This is a genomic window from Marinobacter mobilis, from assembly GCF_900106945.1.
GTDB lineage: Bacteria > Pseudomonadota > Gammaproteobacteria > Pseudomonadales > Oleiphilaceae > Marinobacter > Marinobacter mobilis.
The window spans coordinates 1-16,641 of the sequence record NZ_FNNE01000012.1; the positions used below are offsets into that span (position 1 = coordinate 1).

Annotated in this window: 14 protein-coding genes; 13 read left to right on the forward strand and 1 reads right to left on the reverse strand. The window is 54.1% G+C overall.

Going from position 1 to position 16,641, the window contains the following annotated elements; translation table 11 throughout:
- Positions 1-268, reverse strand: a 268-nt coding sequence (locus BLV11_RS16605; RefSeq protein ID WP_139173249.1) for a transposase, incomplete at its 3' end; no start/stop codon positions are given.
- Positions 269-590: 322 nt separating this feature from the next.
- Between BLV11_RS16605 and BLV11_RS16610 the strand changes: the two genes are divergently transcribed.
- The 13 genes from BLV11_RS16610 (at position 591) to BLV11_RS16670 (ending at position 16,613) form a co-directional block, all read left to right on the forward strand.
- A complete protein-coding gene (locus tag BLV11_RS16610) occupies positions 591-1,553 on the forward strand; it encodes a DHH family phosphoesterase (RefSeq protein WP_091817040.1) in 963 nt (320 codons plus the stop codon).
- 9 nt (positions 1,554-1,562) lie between these two features.
- Positions 1,563-2,477, forward strand: coding sequence for a sulfate adenylyltransferase subunit CysD (cysD, locus tag BLV11_RS16615; protein ID WP_091817043.1), 915 nt, complete (start codon positions 1,563-1,565; stop codon positions 2,475-2,477).
- Entirely contained in the window at positions 2,477-3,889 is a 1,413-nt protein-coding gene (cysN, locus tag BLV11_RS16620) for a sulfate adenylyltransferase subunit CysN (RefSeq protein ID WP_091817049.1), read from the forward strand. The genes cysD and cysN overlap by 1 nt, the downstream gene beginning before the upstream one ends.
- Before the next feature lies 1 nt (position 3,890).
- Positions 3,891-4,943 (forward strand): dTDP-glucose 4,6-dehydratase, encoded by a 1,053-nt coding sequence (rfbB, locus tag BLV11_RS16625; RefSeq protein ID WP_091817052.1) that lies wholly within the window; start codon positions 3,891-3,893, stop codon positions 4,941-4,943.
- Complete coding sequence (gene rfbA, locus BLV11_RS16630; RefSeq protein ID WP_091817054.1) at positions 4,940-5,812, forward strand: glucose-1-phosphate thymidylyltransferase RfbA; 873 nt, start codon at positions 4,940-4,942, stop codon at positions 5,810-5,812. The genes rfbB and rfbA overlap by 4 nt, the downstream gene beginning before the upstream one ends.
- A 31-nt stretch (positions 5,813-5,843) precedes the next feature.
- Positions 5,844-6,848 (forward strand): UDP-glucose 4-epimerase family protein, encoded by a 1,005-nt coding sequence (locus BLV11_RS16635; RefSeq protein WP_217634588.1) that lies wholly within the window; start codon positions 5,844-5,846, stop codon positions 6,846-6,848.
- Positions 6,841-7,884: an MraY family glycosyltransferase gene (locus tag BLV11_RS16640; RefSeq protein ID WP_091817062.1), complete on the forward strand. Its 1,044-nt coding sequence runs from the start codon at positions 6,841-6,843 to the stop codon at positions 7,882-7,884. Before BLV11_RS16635 ends, BLV11_RS16640 begins: the two co-directional genes overlap by 8 nt.
- Before the next feature lie 151 nt (positions 7,885-8,035).
- On the forward strand, positions 8,036-9,997 hold the full coding sequence (locus BLV11_RS16645; protein WP_091817065.1) for a polysaccharide biosynthesis protein: 1,962 nt from the start codon (positions 8,036-8,038) through the stop codon (positions 9,995-9,997).
- A 7-nt stretch (positions 9,998-10,004) separates the two neighbouring features.
- A complete protein-coding gene (locus BLV11_RS16650; protein WP_091817068.1) occupies positions 10,005-10,859 on the forward strand; it encodes a glycosyltransferase family protein in 855 nt (284 codons plus the stop codon).
- A 148-nt stretch (positions 10,860-11,007) separates the two neighbouring features.
- On the forward strand, positions 11,008-11,901 hold the full coding sequence (gene rfbD, locus BLV11_RS16655; RefSeq protein ID WP_091817072.1) for a dTDP-4-dehydrorhamnose reductase: 894 nt from the start codon (positions 11,008-11,010) through the stop codon (positions 11,899-11,901).
- Between the two features lie 14 nt (positions 11,902-11,915).
- A complete protein-coding gene (gene rfbC / locus BLV11_RS16660; protein ID WP_091817077.1) occupies positions 11,916-12,476 on the forward strand; it encodes a dTDP-4-dehydrorhamnose 3,5-epimerase in 561 nt (186 codons plus the stop codon).
- Positions 12,477-12,483: 7 nt separating this feature from the next.
- The gene (locus BLV11_RS16665; protein ID WP_091817080.1) at positions 12,484-15,834 is read left to right on the forward strand and encodes a glycosyltransferase; all 3,351 of its coding nucleotides are present in this window, start codon (positions 12,484-12,486) and stop codon (positions 15,832-15,834) included.
- 23 nt (positions 15,835-15,857) lie between these two features.
- A complete protein-coding gene (locus tag BLV11_RS16670; RefSeq protein WP_091817083.1) occupies positions 15,858-16,613 on the forward strand; it encodes a sulfotransferase family 2 domain-containing protein in 756 nt (251 codons plus the stop codon).
- Positions 16,614-16,641 lie beyond the last annotated feature (28 nt).

The following is a 16,641-nucleotide window of genomic DNA, read 5'->3' on the forward strand; positions in this document are numbered from 1 at the left end:
TAGCCTTTTTTAATATGTCCTTCTCCCGTTCCAGCCGATTACAGCGGGCTTCCAGCTCTTGGATACGGCGTTGCTCCGGGGTTAGGGCCTTGCCCTTCGGGGTGATCCCTTCGCGTTCATCCGTTAGCTGTTGCACCCATCGCCGGAGGGCGCTTTCACCCACGCCCAGGGACGTACTCGCCTGGGCAATGGTGTAACCTTGATCCAGCACCAGGCTGGCTGCTTCCTGCTTGAATTCAGGAGTGAAGGAACGTCGCTTTCTGGTCATCAGACACCTCGTTTATGGCGGCGATCTTACCACCTTCGTTGGTGTCCGGAATCATTGAGCCACTACATCCGGTCTATGATGAGCTAAGCCGAGAGCGACATGTGGAAAACACGGTACATTGAGTCATAGATCGTCAAGGAGCCGGGCCTTCTCTAGCTCTGGGTGGACCTAGTTCGGGGGTAGGCTCAGCATCCAAAACAGGGGTTTTTGCAGTGGTCCGATTGTAGGGGGGGGCTGCACAGCTCCAGTAGGCACAGCATGATCGCCGCCCGTTACTGTGGTAACCTTCACCACGAATAGAGTCTCACCATGCTGGATCCCTATGAAAACCTACGATGTCTTTAATGGCGACGCCGACGGTGTGTGCGCCTTGATTCAATTGCGCTTGGCCAATCCTATTGAAAGTACCTTGATTACAGGCGTAAAGCGCGACATCGAACTGGTGAAACGGGTTCCCGCGGCGAAGCCTGTACAGGTAAACATACTGGACATCAGCCTGGACAAGAACCGGGATGCCGTCGATGCGCTGCTGTCATCCGGCAGCCGTGTGTTCTATGTGGATCATCACTTTCCAGGCGAGTCGTTGCCAGATCATGACAGTTTTACCGCACTGATCGATACCCAGCCTACGACCTGCACCAGCCTGTTGGTTGACCAATATCTATCTGGTCAGTTTCACAACTGGGCCATTACTGCCGCCTTTGGTGACAATTTGAACGCAGTTGCTGAGGACTTGGCTACCAAAGCCGGGTTGTCCACGGTGCAGGCTGAATCTCTGAAAGCCCTGGGTGTGTGTATTAACTACAACGGCTACGGCGCCACGGTCGAGGATTTGCATTTTCATCCGGCGGATCTGTACCGGGAGTTTGCGAAGTTTGAGGACCCGTTGGCGCTGATTGCATCCGAGCCACCTGCGTGGAAGGCGCTTCGCGCCGGATATGAGGAGGATATGGCTCGAGGTTTGGCAGCCCCACTGCTGGCCGAGAGTCCGTCCTCCCTGGTTGTGCGGCTTCCTGATGAGCCCTGGGCTCGCCGAGTTAGCGGCGTTTTGGGCAATGAATTGGCCAACCGCAATCCGGATAATGCCTGTGCGATTGTTACGGCGAAACTCGATGGCACATACTTGGTGAGTATTCGGGCGCCTTTGAACAACCGCACCGGTGCAGATGAGCTGGCGCGGCGGTTCCCGACAGGAGGTGGCCGCAAGGCGGCAGCCGGAATTAACTCGCTGCCAACAGGGCAGCTGGATGAATTTTTAAATGTAATGACCAAGTTCTGGAGCTAGCGGATTACCATGACCTTAACCCCTCCGAAGAAAACCCACCTCAAACAGCTTGAAGCGGAGTCTATCCATATCATTCGCGAAGTGGCGGCTGAGTTTGAAAACCCGGTCATGCTCTATTCTATTGGCAAGGATTCCGCTGTCATGCTGCATCTGGCCATGAAGGCTTTTGCCCCGGGTAAGCCGCCATTCCCCCTGATGCACGTGGATACCACCTGGAAGTTCCGGGAGATGATTGAGTTCCGCGACAAAATGGCGGAAAAGCTTGGATTGAAGCTGATTGTGCACACCAATCAGGAAGGGGTTGAGCAGGGCATTGGACCGTTTACTCATGGCAGCGCCAAGCATACCGATGTGATGAAAACCCAAGCGCTCAAGCAAGCCTTGGACAAGTACGGGTTTGACGCTGCCTTTGGCGGTGCCCGCCGAGATGAAGAAAAATCCCGCGCCAAGGAACGTGTCTATTCGTTCAGGGACAAATTCCATCGCTGGGATCCCAAGAACCAGCGTCCGGAATTGTGGAACCTGTATAACGGCAAGGTGAACAAGGGCGAGAGCATTCGCGTTTTCCCGCTTTCCAACTGGACCGAGTTGGATATCTGGCAGTATATCTATCTGGAAAATATCGACATTGTTCCGCTTTACCTTGCCGCCGAGCGACCGGTGGTGGAGCGGGACGGCACCCTGATCATGGTCGATGACGACCGCATGCCGCTGGAGCCCGGCGAGACGCCGGAAAAGAAGATGGTGCGTTTTCGTACACTGGGCTGCTACCCGCTGACGGGGGCCGTTGAATCAACGGCTGCGACTTTGCCGGAGATTATTCAGGAGATGTTGCTGACCACTACATCAGAACGACAGGGACGAGTGATTGACCACGATTCAGCGGCGTCCATGGAGCAAAAGAAGCGAGAGGGGTACTTCTAATGTCACACGCATCTGAACTGATTGAATCCGATATTCTCGCGTACCTGGATCAGCACGAAAACAAAGATCTGTTGCGCTTCCTGACCTGCGGCAGCGTCGATGACGGTAAGTCCACGCTGATTGGACGCTTGTTGTTCGACTCAAAGCTGATCTTTGAAGATCACTTGGCGGCCCTGCATAAAGACAATGAGCGCCAGGGTAATGCAGGTGAAGCGCTGGATCTGGCATTGCTGGTGGACGGTTTGGCTTCTGAGCGTGAGCAGGGTATCACCATTGATGTGGCCTACCGGTATTTCTCCACGGACAAGCGCAAGTTCATCATCGCTGATTGTCCAGGCCACGAACAATACACTCGCAACATGGCAACAGGCGCTTCCACCTGCGACCTGGCGGTGGTGATGATCGACGCACGGAAAGGCGTTCTGACCCAATCCCGCCGCCACAGCTTTATTGTCAGCCTGCTGGGGCTGAAGCATGTCGTGGTGGCGATCAACAAGATGGACCTGGTCGATTTCTCGGAGGATGTTTTCAACAGCATCCGTGATGAGTACCAGAAGCTTGCCGCTCAGTTGGGTCTGAAAGACGTCTATTACGTACCCATCTCAGCCCTGAATGGCGATAACGTGGTGAACCGCAGCCAGCAGACGCCTTGGTACCACGGCGAAACCCTGATGAACATTCTGGAGCAAGTGGAGCTCCTTGAAGACCGGAACGTGACCGACCTGCGTTTCCCTGTGCAATATGTTAATCGCCCGAACCTGGACTTCCGCGGATACTGCGGAACTCTCGCCAGCGGTGTGGTGCACAAAGGGGACGAGGTGGCGGTATTGCCGTCCGGAAAGTCTTCCCGGGTGAAGGCTATTCATACCTACGAAGGAGAAATCGACCGGGCCTGGCCCGGGGACGCGGTCACGTTGACCTTGGAAGATGAGGTCGATATTTCCCGCGGTGATCTGCTGGTGCATGCCAACAGTCGGCCGAAGATGGGGAATCGATTCTCTGCACACATGGTGTGGATGAATGAAAAGGCGCTGCAGCCGGGTCGTGAATATGGCATCAAGATCGGCACCCGGGTGACCAGTTGCTACGTGAACCGAGTTCTGGAAGAGGTGGATGTGAACACCTTGGCTCGCAATGCTGATGGGGTGAACAAACTTGAACTGAACGCCATTGGTGTGTGCGATGTTGAGCTATCGGAGCCGGTCGTCGTGGAGGATTACCAGCGCCACCCGGGCACAGGGAGTTTTATCCTGATTGACCGGATGACCAACGTGACGGTAGCTGCCGGAATGGTAGAGGGACAACTTGATGATGCTGGTGGCATATTGGCACGTGACTACACTGAAGCCGAGCGGAATCTGAACAGGTTTATCCGCGAGAATTACCCGGAATGGGATTGTAAGGCGATTTGATATGAAGTTACTTGTGACCGGTGGCGCCGGTTTTATCGGTTCAGCCGTAGTGCGGCACATAATTGGCAACACCGGCGACAGCGTGGTTAACCTGGATAAGCTGACCTATGCCGGCAACCTTGAAAGTTTGGTAAAGGAAAGTGGTAGCAACCGCTACACCTTTGAGCAGGTGGATATCTGCGACCGAGCCGAACTGGAACGAGTGTTTGAAACGCACCAGCCAGATGCGGTGATGCACCTGGCGGCTGAGAGTCATGTGGATCGATCGATCGACGGACCTGCGGCGTTTATCGAGACCAACATAGTCGGCACCTACACTCTGCTAGAGGTGGCCAGGCATTACTGGAACGGGTTGGCCGGTGACCGGAAGGGCGCTTTCCGTTTTCATCATATATCCACTGATGAAGTGTATGGTGATCTGGAAGGGCCGGAAGATCTTTTTACTGAACAGACGTCCTATGCTCCCAGTTCTCCCTATTCGGCCAGCAAGGCCAGCTCAGACCATTTGGTGCGGGCTTGGTACCGAACCTACGGGCTACCAGTGCTGGTGACCAACTGTTCCAACAACTATGGGCCTTACCACTTCCCGGAAAAGCTGATTCCGTTGATGATCTTGAATGCCTTGGAAGGAAAGCCTCTGCCGGTTTATGGCAAGGGAGATCAGGTGCGGGATTGGCTATATGTGGATGACCATGCCCGTGCATTATACAAAGTCGTCACCGAAGGCGTTATTGGCGAGACCTACAACATTGGTGGCCATAATGAAAAGCAGAACATTGAGGTGGTGCATACTCTCTGCGACCTTCTGACGGAGCTCGCGCCTGCAGGCCGAAACTATCGAGATTTGATTACCCATGTGGCAGATAGGCCGGGACATGACCTCCGCTACGCCATTGATGCCAGCAAGATCCAGCGGGAGTTGGGCTGGACGCCGGATGAAACCTTTGAATCTGGTATTCGGAAGACTGTGCAGTGGTATCTCGGCAATCTGGACTGGTGTCGTCGCGTGCAGGATGGCAGCTATCAGCGTGAACGACTGGGAGTATCCGAATGAAAGGTATTATCCTCGCCGGGGGCTCAGGCACCCGCTTGTACCCGATCACCCGGGGAATCTCCAAGCAGCTACTGCCTGTGTATGACAAACCGATGATCTACTATCCGTTGTCTGTACTCATGCTGGCAGGTATTCGTGATGTACTGATTATAACCACGCCAGAGGATCAGGATGGGTTTCAGCGCCTGCTTGAGGACGGTAGCCAGTTTGGTATCAATCTAAGTTACGCGGTGCAACCCAGTCCGGATGGTTTGGCCCAGGCGTTCATTATTGGCGAGGAGTTCATCGGTCAGGATAAGGTTTGTCTGGTGCTGGGCGATAACATTTACTACGGCCAGGGGTTCAGTCAGTTATTGCAGTCGGCCGCTGCCCGCGAAAGCGGGGCTACCGTATTTGGCTATCGGGTAACGGATCCGGAGCGGTTTGGCGTGGTGGCGTTTGATGAAAAACAGCGCGCGGTCTCGATTGAAGAAAAGCCGGAAAATCCAAAATCGAATTATGCCGTGACAGGTCTGTATTTTTATGACAATGACGTGGTGGATATCGCTAAGTCTGTGCAACCGTCCGCTCGCGGTGAGCTTGAAATTACCTCGGTCAATCAGGCCTACCTGGAACGTGGAGACCTGAATGTTGAACTGCTGGGGCGTGGCTACGCCTGGCTGGATACCGGAACCTATGACTCCCTGCACGAGGCTTCAGGATTTATTGAAACCCTGGAGAAACGCCAGGGCCTGAAAGTGGCCTGTCTGGAAGAAGTGGCTTACCGGATGGGGTACATTGATCGAGAGGCGCTGTTGCAGCAGGCGGAGTTGCTGAAAAAGAACAGCTATGGGGAGTACCTCCGGCAACTAGCTGATCGCGGCCTGTGAGCGTAAAGCTTTGAGTGGGGGAGGTCCCTGAGTGTTGGATCGGCGGGTTCTGGTCACCGGAAGCTCCGGTTTTATCGGGTGGGCACTCGTGCGCAGCCTGGTAGCTGTCGATGGCATTTGCGTCCGTGCCGCATCCAGACAGGAACGGGCCTGCCCAGACGCCCAGGAAGTATTTCGGTCGCCGGATCTTTCTCCGGGGGCTGATTGGCGCCACTGCTTACCCGATGTTGACGTGGTGGTGCATACGGCGGCCCGGGTCCATGTGATGAATGATTCAGTGGTTGATCCCTTGGCGGAGTTTCGTCGGGTGAACACCGAGGGGACATTGGCCCTGGCCCGGCAAGCTGCCGAGGCGGGCGTACGCCGTTTTATTTTTCTCAGTTCTGTGAAAGTAAACGGAGAAGGCACGCCTCCTGGGCGACCGTTTACCGCCTCTGATACGCCAGCCCCCTCCGATGCTTACGGCATATCCAAACGGGAGGCTGAGGACGGACTGCGGCAACTGGCGCTGGAAACAGGCATGGAGGTGACGATTATTCGTCCGGTGCTGGTCTATGGTCCCGGAGTGGGGGCGAATTTCCGCCGCTTGATGGTGTGGCTCGTGCGGGGCATTCCCTTGCCATTGGCACGGGTCAATAATCACCGTAGCCTTGTTGCAGTCGACAATCTTGTGGATTTGATCCGTGTGTGCCTTGTTCATCCCGCCGCGGGGAATCGTGTGTTTATGGTCAGTGATGGCGATGATCTGTCAACGCCGGATCTGTTGCGTCGGCTTGGGGGCGCTTTGGGTCACCCCGCACGGCTGCTATCGGTACCAGAGAAAATATTGCGGTGGGGCTTGAGGCTTGTGGGACGCGAAGACTTAACCAACAGACTCTGTGGTTCCCTGCTGGTAGATATATCGGATACCTGCGACCAGTTGGGATGGGCGCCGCCCGTAGCTGTAGATGCCGCGTTGAGAGACACCGCGGTGGAGTTTCTGGCAGAAAAGCGGGGCAGCCGGGGTTCGGGTGATGGGTTAGAAATTGATGGGTGAGCCAGTGGTGGTTTGGGTGTTCGTGCTGACGGTATTTGTCATGGCATTGGTTGGTACCGGATGGCTTCGGAGCTACGCGGTGGCCCGTGAGTTGATGGATGTGCCCAATCAACGAAGTTCCCATGCAGTTCCTACGCCGAGAGGGGGGGGGCTCGCGGTAGTCATTGCTTTCGAAGCGGCTTTGATGGCCGGCTGGGCCATGGGTGCTTTGGGTAGTGACGTCGTATTCGGGCTGGGTGGTGCTGGCGCTGGTGTCGCATTACTTGGGTTTCTGGATGATCATGGCCACATACCGGCAAAATGGCGGCTGGCCGGGCATTTTCTAGCTAGCGGCTGGTTTCTTGTTTCGCTGGGGGATCTGCCCCCGATTGTGTTTGGGGACAGCGTCATTTTCTCGGGCACCGCGCTGTGGCTGTTTTTCTGCCTTTATCTGGTGTGGATGCTAAATCTCTACAACTTCATGGACGGAATTGACGGACTTGCGGGCGTAGAAGCGGTCACTGTTTGCCTCTCTGGCGCACTGGTTAGTTGGTCGGCGGGATTGGCCAGCGGAGCATTGCTGCCGTTGTTGTTCGGCGGGGCGATGGCCGGTTTTCTTGTGTGGAACCTGCCGCCGGCCCGGATTTTTATGGGTGATGTTGGTAGTGGATTTGCGGGAATGACTTTGGGCGGGCTTTCGTTGTATGCCACAGTTCAGGCTCCGCCCCTATTTTGGGCGTGGCTGATCCTGTTGGGCGTCTTTATTGTAGATGCGACCGTGACCTTGGTAAGGCGAGTGCTGGCCGGGTATCCGCCACACCAAGCTCACCGCAGCCATGGGTATCAGTACGCATCCCGCCGCTTCCGAAGCCATCGGGCGGTGACTCTGGCGGTTGGTGTAATTAATGTGGTGTGGTTGTTGCCCTTGGCGCTATTGGTGTCGTGGGGCTGGTTGCCAAGCGTTATTGGTCTTGTTATTGCCTACCTTCCGCTAGCCTGCCTGGCCTGGTTGTTCCGGTCTGGTGATGTCCGCTATCAGGACCTGAGCGGGATTTAATGGGTGTTTAATGCCATTTTTTGATAAGTTTAAGCCGCTTTTGATGATTGTCGTATCCCGCCTCATGAATGGGGCAAGAGATACTGGTTTAGTGCTACTTCTTATTACCCTTAATATTGTGAATAGCTGAATGGACGCTACACGAAATCGCATGCTGCAAACATTCCTGGACTTGCCCCGCTTCTATAAAAGGGTCATTTCGGTAGCGGCTGATACAGTGTTTCTCGCACTTGCCTTGTGGGTTTCCTTTGCGCTTCGGTTTGAAAATTTGCAGTGGGTCCCCGATTCGCGCCAGTTGTGGGTCTTTGGTGGCACCATTCTGGTCACTCTGGCGGTGTTTGTAAGGATCGGATTGTACCGGGCTGTGATTCGTTATATCAGTGAACGTGCTTTGTTCATGATTATTAGCGGCGTGGCCGTTTCCGCTGTGGCATTTATGATCTTCGGGTTTCTGTTTCAGGCGATGGTCCCCCGTTCGGTGCCGGTGATCTATGGAGCCCTGGCCTTCATCCTCGTGGCGGGTACCCGTTTCGGTGTCCGCGCACTCATTCAGCATCCCGGTAAAAAACTCAAGGAGTTCGTGATTATTGTTGGTGCAGGGCCGCGAGGTATGCAACTGGCGTCTGCGCTGGGACAGGGTATAGAGTGCCGACCGGTTGCCTTCATTTCCATGGACGACGCCAAGCACCGCTCCCTGATCAATGGTTTACCGGTCTATAGCCTGTCGCATGTTGAAAAAGCGGTTAAGAATCATGGCGCCAGCCGTGTACTGTTAGCGCTTGAAGATGCCAGTGCGCCCCGGCGCAGGAATCTCATTGAACGACTCGAAAAGTTATCTGTGGCTGTACAAACTGTGCCCTCGGTGGCTGAGCTTGTCACCGGTAAAGCGCGGATCAACGACGTCCGTGATCTGGATATCGAAGACCTGTTGGGGCGAGCTCCTGTGCCACCACGACGTAAGTTGGTCGACGAGTGTTTGTCCGGCAAGGTGGTTATGGTGACAGGTGCCGGCGGCTCCATTGGGTCTGAATTGTGCCGTCAGATTATAAGTCACCGACCCAAGGCATTGGTGCTTCTGGATATATCGGAATTCGGGCTCTACTCTATTGAGCGCGAACTCAGCTCGGTCAGCGTTATGGGTGATTTGAGGGTAGACATTCATGCGCTGCTGGGCTCTGTGACAGATCGCCGCCGTTGTGAAGCTATCATGAGAACGCTGGGAGTGCAGATTGTTTATCATGCTGCCGCTTATAAACACGTGCCACTGGTAGAACACAATCTGATTGAGGGTATTCGCAATAATGTGTTTGGTACACTTTATAGCGCCCAGGCGGCCATCGCAGCGGGTATTGAGCGCTACGTATTGGTATCGACCGATAAAGCGGTACGCCCGACAAATGTTATGGGCGCCAGTAAACGGCTTGCGGAGCTGGTTTTGCAGGGATTAAGTGCGGACCAGTCCGCCACCTGCTTTAGCATGGTTCGTTTTGGTAATGTGCTTGGGTCTTCAGGCTCGGTGGTTCCCTTGTTTCGGGACCAAATTCGCGATGGTGGCCCGGTGACTGTCACCCATCCGGATATCATCCGCTACTTCATGACCATTCCCGAGGCCGGCCAGCTCGTTCTGCAGGCGGGTGCAATGGGGCAAGGTGGCGAAGTCTTCGTATTGGATATGGGCGAGCCGGTAAAAATTGCCGATCTTGCCAGAAAAATGATCCACCTGATGGGCTTGGAAGAATTCAGGGAAGAAGATGGTTCGGGGGATATCAGCATTCGGTACACAGGCCTGAGACCGGGAGAGAAGCTCTATGAGGAGCTGCTGATAGGCAATGACCCTCGAGGAACGGCGCACCCGCGCATCATGATGGCACGCGAAGCCTCCTTGGAATGGTCAAGGCTGGAGCTGCTCCTTGAGCAGATGAGACGGGCTGCGGATCAGTTTGATTGTGGGCGTCTTGTCGAACTCATGCTGGAAGCCCCGACCGGCTATCAGCCAAACCATGAGTTAGAAGACCTGATCTGGTGCCGGAAAATCACCGACACGAGTCAGCACAGTGGTCGCAACCCATCCGGCCAGCAGGGTGGCGCTGTTATTCACCGGCTCACGTCCTGATGTTTCGATGAAGCTGATTATTTCTATTGTCGTCTATAACTGGGAGGCGGACGTTTTGCGTTCGAGCCTGGTTGCATTATCTCGCAGTCTCGATGTAGCCGATAGCCGGGAAGAGCTGACTTCCTGTGAATTGTGGTTGTCCTATAACGGCCCTGGCAAGCTGGATGAAATTGAGTCCACAAACTTGGTTCAGGGGGTATTCTCCTGGCCTTACAGACTGTTGCTTCAACAGCCAAACCTGGGCTACGGAGGCACCAACAATCTTGTACTTAGAAACCGGGTTTTTACTGATAAAGCCCTGGACCCGGGGAAGACGGCCATCCTCGTACTTAACCCGGATGTCTGGCCAGAGCCGGACGCGATAGCCATAGCTCTGGCGCATCTTCGATCCGATCCTCAGGTGGGGCTGGTTTGCCCACGGGTTCTTGACCGCGACGGCGAGGTTGATACGCCCGGCCATAAACGGTATCCCTCCCTGGCTGTCCTCGCGGCGCGCCTGTTGTCTCCATTGATGCGAATTGCGGCGTTTCGGCACCTAAATGAACGATACGAATACCGCGATACCTCTCTTGCCGCCGCCCGCTTAGGCGTCGAACTGTGTAGTGGCTGCTTCCTGATGGCGCGTTATGACTATTGGAAGACCCTCAATGGCTTTGATGAACGCTTTTTTATGTATTTTGAAGACTTCGATGTGGCACTGAGGGGCGTGGAGCACGGCTGGGCCCATCTTTACGAACCGTCCGTTCGCATTCTTCATGCGGGGGGCGGTGCCGGCCAGAAGAGCTGGCAGCATCGTGGCTGGTTTGTTCGCTCTGCCTGGACATTCTTCTCCCGCCACGGCTGGCGCATTTGGCGGGTATAGGCGCCAGAAACAGGTTAGTGCTGTCAGGCCGGCTTGTGACATTGGACTGGTGATCTGGGATAATCCGGCCACTCCAACACTGCTATCCCTTCATTCCGAAATTTCAGCAGTCAGTAAATTCCGCTTTTGGTAAGGAGGCATCCCCTTCATGATTCTGGTTACCGGTAGTGATGGGCAAGTTGGCTACGCGCTGCTCAAAACATTGGCGCCTCTGGGGCCCGTCAAAGGTCTGACCAGAGAAGATGGTGATTTGTCCAATGCAGAGGATGTTGCCGGGTTGCTGGAAAAGTTCCGGCCCCGGTGTATTGTCAATGCTGCTGCTTATACTTCGGTGGACCAGGCCGAGTCAAACCCGGATGCGGCCCACGCCATGAACGCGAAGTTGCCGGCACAGCTCGCTGCCTGGGCAAGGGCAAACGGGGCCCTGCTGATTCATTACTCTACCGACTATGTGTATGACGGCAGCGGGGATCAGCCTTGGGCAGAGAATGCATTAACCGGGCCTTTGTCGGTTTACGGTAAAACCAAATTGGCGGGTGATCAGGCGGTCCTAGATGCGGGTGTTGATGCGATCATATTCCGCACCTCCTGGGTGTACGGAGCCCGGGGCCACAATTTCATGCTTACTATGTTGAGGCTGGCCAGGGAACGAGACCAACTAAGCGTGGTGTCGGATCAGTGGGGCACACCCACCCCGGCTTGGCTGATCGCGGAGGTCACCGCGGTCGCCTTGAGAGACAAGCTGAGGGGCGCAAAAGCGCTTGATGGCGTTTATCACCTGACCTGCCGCGGTGAAACAACGTGGTGTGATTTTTCGAAGGCGATTATCGGTGGTGCCTGTGACTTTGGTGTCCCGTTGAGTATGTCTTCGGACAAAGTCAGTCCTATACCTACTGCAGACTACCCGGCTCCTGCACCCAGGCCATTGAATTCCCGTTTGAGCGTGAGGCGTGTTGAACAGGCGCTTGGATTGGAGTTGCCTGATTGGCGCGATGCTTTGCAGTTGACGCTTAGGGATTGGGTCGAATTCAGAAATAATTAGTTAAGGGTTGCTCGATGAACGTATTAACTACTCCCCTTGATGGGGTGATCGTGATTGAACCGCCGGCCTATGGTGATGAGCGTGGCTGGTTTTCCGAGAGTTTTAACCATCGAAAATTTGCCAGCGCTGTCGGCCGTGAAGTGACTTTTGTTCAGGATAACCACTCTCGTTCAGCCAAGGGCGTGTTGCGGGGCATTCATTTCCAGACTGGAGAGGCTGCACAAGGGAAGCTGGTACGGGCCAGTGTTGGAGAAGTGTTTGATGTCGCTGTTGACCTGAGAACAAGCTCTCCTACCTTTGGTCGATGGTTCGGTATCGTTCTCAGTGCCGAGAATAAAAAGCAACTTTGGGTGCCGGCCGGATTTGGACATGCGTTTCTGGTCATCAGTGATCTGGCTGAGGTGCAGTACAAGGTGGATGCTTACTGGTCGCCTGAGCATGAGCGGAGCCTGCGCTGGGATGACGTGGACGTTGGGGTCGAGTGGCCCGAGCATAGCGATATTCAGTTGTCTGGGAAAGATCAGGCAGCCGCCACCTTGTCTGAACTGAGAATTGCAGGGGATCTCTTTGTCTGAGCAACGAATGAAAAACGTACCCATGAAACGTGTCATTGTTGTCTTGGGTATGCACCGAAGTGGCACAAGCGCCATCACTCGTGGTCTCCAGGAGTTGGGCGCCGACCTTGGCACGAATCTAATGCCGGCGGTGGAAGGAGATAATGAAAAGGGATTCTGGGAGGATTTGGGTGCCTACCGGATTAACGAGCGCATTCTGGAAAAACTGGGGTCCAGCTGGGATGGGCTGGCCCAGATCTCCACGGAATCGCTAATGTCAGATCTCTTGGCGGAGGAACGTCGTGATGCTGTTGCTCTGCTTGAGGAACGGTTTGCGAATGTTGATACCTTTGCCTTTAAGGACCCGCGCACCGTTAACCTTTTGCCTTTCTGGCAGTCAGTGTTTGCAGAGCTTAATCTGGATGATCGTTATCTCATTACGGTTCGGAATCCTCGAAGCGTCGCTGATTCGTTGTCCCGGCGAAACGGGTTTGTGCGGGAAAAATCTTTTTGCCTGTGGATGCAACACAGCTGCAATTCCTTGATACACGTTGGCAATAGACCATCGGTTGTGGTCGATTACGATCACTTTATGGCTGCTCCTCGTAAAGAGCTTGAACGGGTTGCTTCCGCCCTCGGGCTCAAGCACCCGGACGAAAGTTCGGCTGGTTACAAGGCTTATCTGAATGAGTTTCTCTCTGCTGATCTTCGTCACAGCAAGTATGACTCCGCACATGACCGTAACGATGTTGTTCCGGCGTTTGTCAGTGGTGTCTATGAGCAGTTTTTGGTTTTGTCCGCATCTCACGGGAGCGTAGTTTCTGAAGTGGTGGCGAGTCAGAAGTGGCAGAGCTTCTACGCTCATTTCGGTCAATATGCTGCCCTTGCCGAACACGCAGATTGCCTAGAGCAGGCTGCCAGGGAATTAAGCGCTGAATTGGATCGAAGCCGCGAGCAGATAGCGGCTCAAGAGTTGAAGCTTTCTACTATGGAGGCAGAATGTGCGAATCATCGCAATGCTTCTGAGAAGACTTTGACCAGCATCTACGGTCGACTGAGTGCATTCAATCGTTCGGTGCTCGGGCGTCTATTTTTCCTCCTGGAAAATCTGTACCTACTGCTTCGACTGCAGCCTCGCGGAAAAACCTGCTATCGCCAATTGGTCGAGGAGAGTGATCTGTATCTTTCCAACAAGGGAGTGGGGAGCGAGGATCTCGTAGACGGGCCGACGAGTCGGCTGCGCATGATTGCCAGAATCGCGAAATATGTGCTGAATCATCCGTATTCCAGCCTTCGCCTTGTAAGCCTTTATCGCCTTAAGAAGCTGTTCCAAACAGTGTTTCTTTCAGATTCCGGCACGGCTCAGAACTGGGTGTCTGCGCGCTTTCCGTCCGAGCACAAGGCCCGACGTCGCCCGGTGATTTTTCCGGAATCCGAAATGGTTGAAGAGTCAGAGCTGGAGTTCCCGCGATTTGATTCTGTGCAAGTCTCCATTGTAATACCGGTCTATAACCAGTACCGCACAACGTTGTCCTGCCTGAAATCAGTCCTGGCCCATACCGAAGGTGTGGCCTATGAGGTGATCGTTGCTGACGACTGCTCAACCGATATTACGGGAAGTATTGAATCCCGGATCAGCAATATCACGGTTGCCCGAGGGGAACAGAATTTTGGCTTCCTGAAGAACTGTAATCACGCTGTCACCTATGCCCGGGGCGACTATGTGGTTTTGCTCAATAATGACACCAATGTCCAGAAGGGCTGGCTTACCGCGTTGCTTGAGGTCATTCAAGGGCATACGGACGTCGGCATGGTGGGCCCCAAATTGCTGTTTGAGGATGGGGTGCTGCAGGAGGCTGGAGGTATTGTCTGGCAGGATGGTTCTGGCTGGAACTACGGCCGTGGGCAAAGCCCGGAGTTGCCGGAATTCAACTACGTTCGGGAGACCGACTACATCTCCGGAGCCTGTATTCTGTTCGCCAAGGCGGTCTGGGACGAACTGGGGGGGTTCGATGAACGTTTCTGCCCGGCGTACTATGAAGATACTGACTTGGCTTTCCTGATGCGAGATCGGGGGCTTAAGGTTGTCTATCAACCCGCATCGGAAGTGGTACATTTCGAGGGGGTTAGTAACGGCACGGATGTTGGCAGTGGCATCAAGAAGCATCAGGCGATCAACCAGCAAGTCTTCCGGGACAAGTGGCGGGAGGTCCTGGATGAGGACCACTTCCCGAATGCGGTTAATGTGTTCCAGGCGCGGGAACGTTCCGTTCGCAAAAAGACAGTCGTATTCGTCGACCATTACGTTCCGTTCTACGACAAGGATGCCGGCTCTCGGTCTACTTACTTGTATGTTAAATCTATGGTGGCGGCAGGTCTTAACGTTAAGTTTGTGCCAGCAAACTTTTTCCCCCATGAGCCGTATACCCGGGATCTACAGCAACTGGGCGTAGAAGTACTGTACGGTGAAAAATACGCCAGGACCTGGAAGCACTGGTTCAGTGAGAACAGTCGCTTTATTGATGTGGTATACCTGCATCGCCCTCACGTGACTGAAGACTTTATAGACCATTTGACGAACTTGCAGCCGAGACCGAAGTTGATCTATTTCGGGCATGATCTGCACTACCTGCGTACTACCCGGGAGGCGAGTCTTCTTGGCAATGAAAGTGTGCTGGCCGATGCCGATGATTGGAAGCGTCGGGAGCTGTCCATCTTTGGTAAGGTGGACAAGGTCTACTATCCCTCGGTGGTTGAGGTAGAGGAAGTGCGCAAGGTGTCCCCCCAAACGGACGTCTCAGCTATCCCCCTATACCTCCTGAAGAAACCAGAGCCTGACGCCTATTGTCACTCAGAGCGAGAGGGGTTGCTGTTTGTCGGAGGCTTTGGGCATCCGCCTAATGCAGACGCGGTAACGTGGTTTGCCAAGGAAGTCTTTCCAACCTTGCGAAACCGAAACCCGAACATCACGCTGCACGTGGTGGGTTCTAATGTTCCTGATACCATACGCTCACTGGCCAACAGCCACATCAAGGTTCACGGCTTTCTTTCGGATGATGATCTGGCCGCTTTGTATCGTAAGGTGAAGCTTTGCGTTGTCCCATTGCGGTTTGGCGCTGGCGTAAAAGGGAAAATCCTTGAAGCACTGCAGGCCGGGCTTCCTATCTCCACTACCTCAATCGGCGCAGAGGGCTTACCTGATGCCGATAAGGTGATGGCAATTGCCGATGAACCGGATGCAATGGCCATGCAGATCCTAGACCTCTATGAGAGTGACGCTGCGTGTGGCAAGTATCTGAGTGGCTATGGGGACTATATTGAAGCCCATTTTAGCCAGACCCAGGTTCAGCGGGTTATTGAGCGAGATTTCCTAAACTAATTCTTACCGAGATTTAAAGACTTATGCGTTACGTCATTACCCACGGCCATATTTTTAAAAATGCCGGTACCACTTTCGATTACGCGCTCGAAAAGGCCTTCGGCAAGGACTTTTGTGATCATCGTGATGATAAAGATATGCGCCAGGGTGGGGCCGAGTACCTCAAACAGTTTATTTTAGATAATCCGAATCTGAAGGCGATTTCCAGTCACCACCTGTGTAATCCCTTACCGGAGTCGGATGAAATTAAATGCATTCCCGTGTATTTCGTGCGCAACCCGATTGATCGGGTGTTGTCGGTGTATAACTTTGAGCGGAAGCAGAAGAGGGGTACGAAAGGGGCCGAAATGGCAGCGAAACTATCGCTGGAAGACTATGTGAAGTGGAGAATGACCCCGGAAGCTCCCAAGGTGATTTTTAACTATCAGACGGCCTATATCGGTAGGCGCCGTAACCTAAAACCGGCCGAAAGAGTTGACTTGACAATTTTCAACCGTGCCCTGCGGAGGATAGCCTCTCAAGAAGCGCTGGTTGGAACCGTTGAGCGGTTTGACGAGAGTTTCACATATATCGCCGGGCAGCTAGCTCAATATTTTCCAGACGTCGACTTTAGCTACGAAAAGCAAAACGTGAACAATAAGAGTTCCGTAGTTGATAAATATCGTCAAGCGATCGCAGAACTATCGCCGGTCCTGCCAGAAGTGGTTGGCGGGAATGCATATGATATGGCGTTGTACCAGGCAGTGAACGAAAAACTCGATGAATTTTCTGGAGTTTAGGTTGCCGCTGCAAGGTACTTTATGAAAT

What these genes read in the sequence shown, in the direction of transcription:
- BLV11_RS16610 (WP_091817040.1), top strand. Translation starts at nt 591, where the DNA reads ATGAAAACCTACGATGTCTTTAATGGCGACGCCGACGGTGTGTGCGCC.
- cysD (WP_091817043.1), top strand. Translation starts at nt 1,563, where the DNA reads ATGACCTTAACCCCTCCGAAGAAAACCCACCTCAAACAGCTTGAAGCG.
- cysN (WP_091817049.1), top strand. Translation starts at nt 2,477, where the DNA reads ATGTCACACGCATCTGAACTGATTGAATCCGATATTCTCGCGTACCTG.
- rfbB (WP_091817052.1), top strand. Translation starts at nt 3,891, where the DNA reads ATGAAGTTACTTGTGACCGGTGGCGCCGGTTTTATCGGTTCAGCCGTA.
- rfbA (WP_091817054.1), top strand. Translation starts at nt 4,940, where the DNA reads ATGAAAGGTATTATCCTCGCCGGGGGCTCAGGCACCCGCTTGTACCCG.
- BLV11_RS16640 (WP_091817062.1), top strand. Translation starts at nt 6,841, where the DNA reads ATGGGTGAGCCAGTGGTGGTTTGGGTGTTCGTGCTGACGGTATTTGTC.
- BLV11_RS16645 (WP_091817065.1), top strand. Translation starts at nt 8,036, where the DNA reads ATGCTGCAAACATTCCTGGACTTGCCCCGCTTCTATAAAAGGGTCATT.
- BLV11_RS16650 (WP_091817068.1), top strand. Translation starts at nt 10,005, where the DNA reads ATGAAGCTGATTATTTCTATTGTCGTCTATAACTGGGAGGCGGACGTT.
- rfbD (WP_091817072.1), top strand. Translation starts at nt 11,008, where the DNA reads ATGATTCTGGTTACCGGTAGTGATGGGCAAGTTGGCTACGCGCTGCTC.
- rfbC (WP_091817077.1), top strand. Translation starts at nt 11,916, where the DNA reads ATGAACGTATTAACTACTCCCCTTGATGGGGTGATCGTGATTGAACCG.
- BLV11_RS16665 (WP_091817080.1), top strand. Translation starts at nt 12,484, where the DNA reads ATGAAAAACGTACCCATGAAACGTGTCATTGTTGTCTTGGGTATGCAC.
- BLV11_RS16670 (WP_091817083.1), top strand. Translation starts at nt 15,858, where the DNA reads ATGCGTTACGTCATTACCCACGGCCATATTTTTAAAAATGCCGGTACC.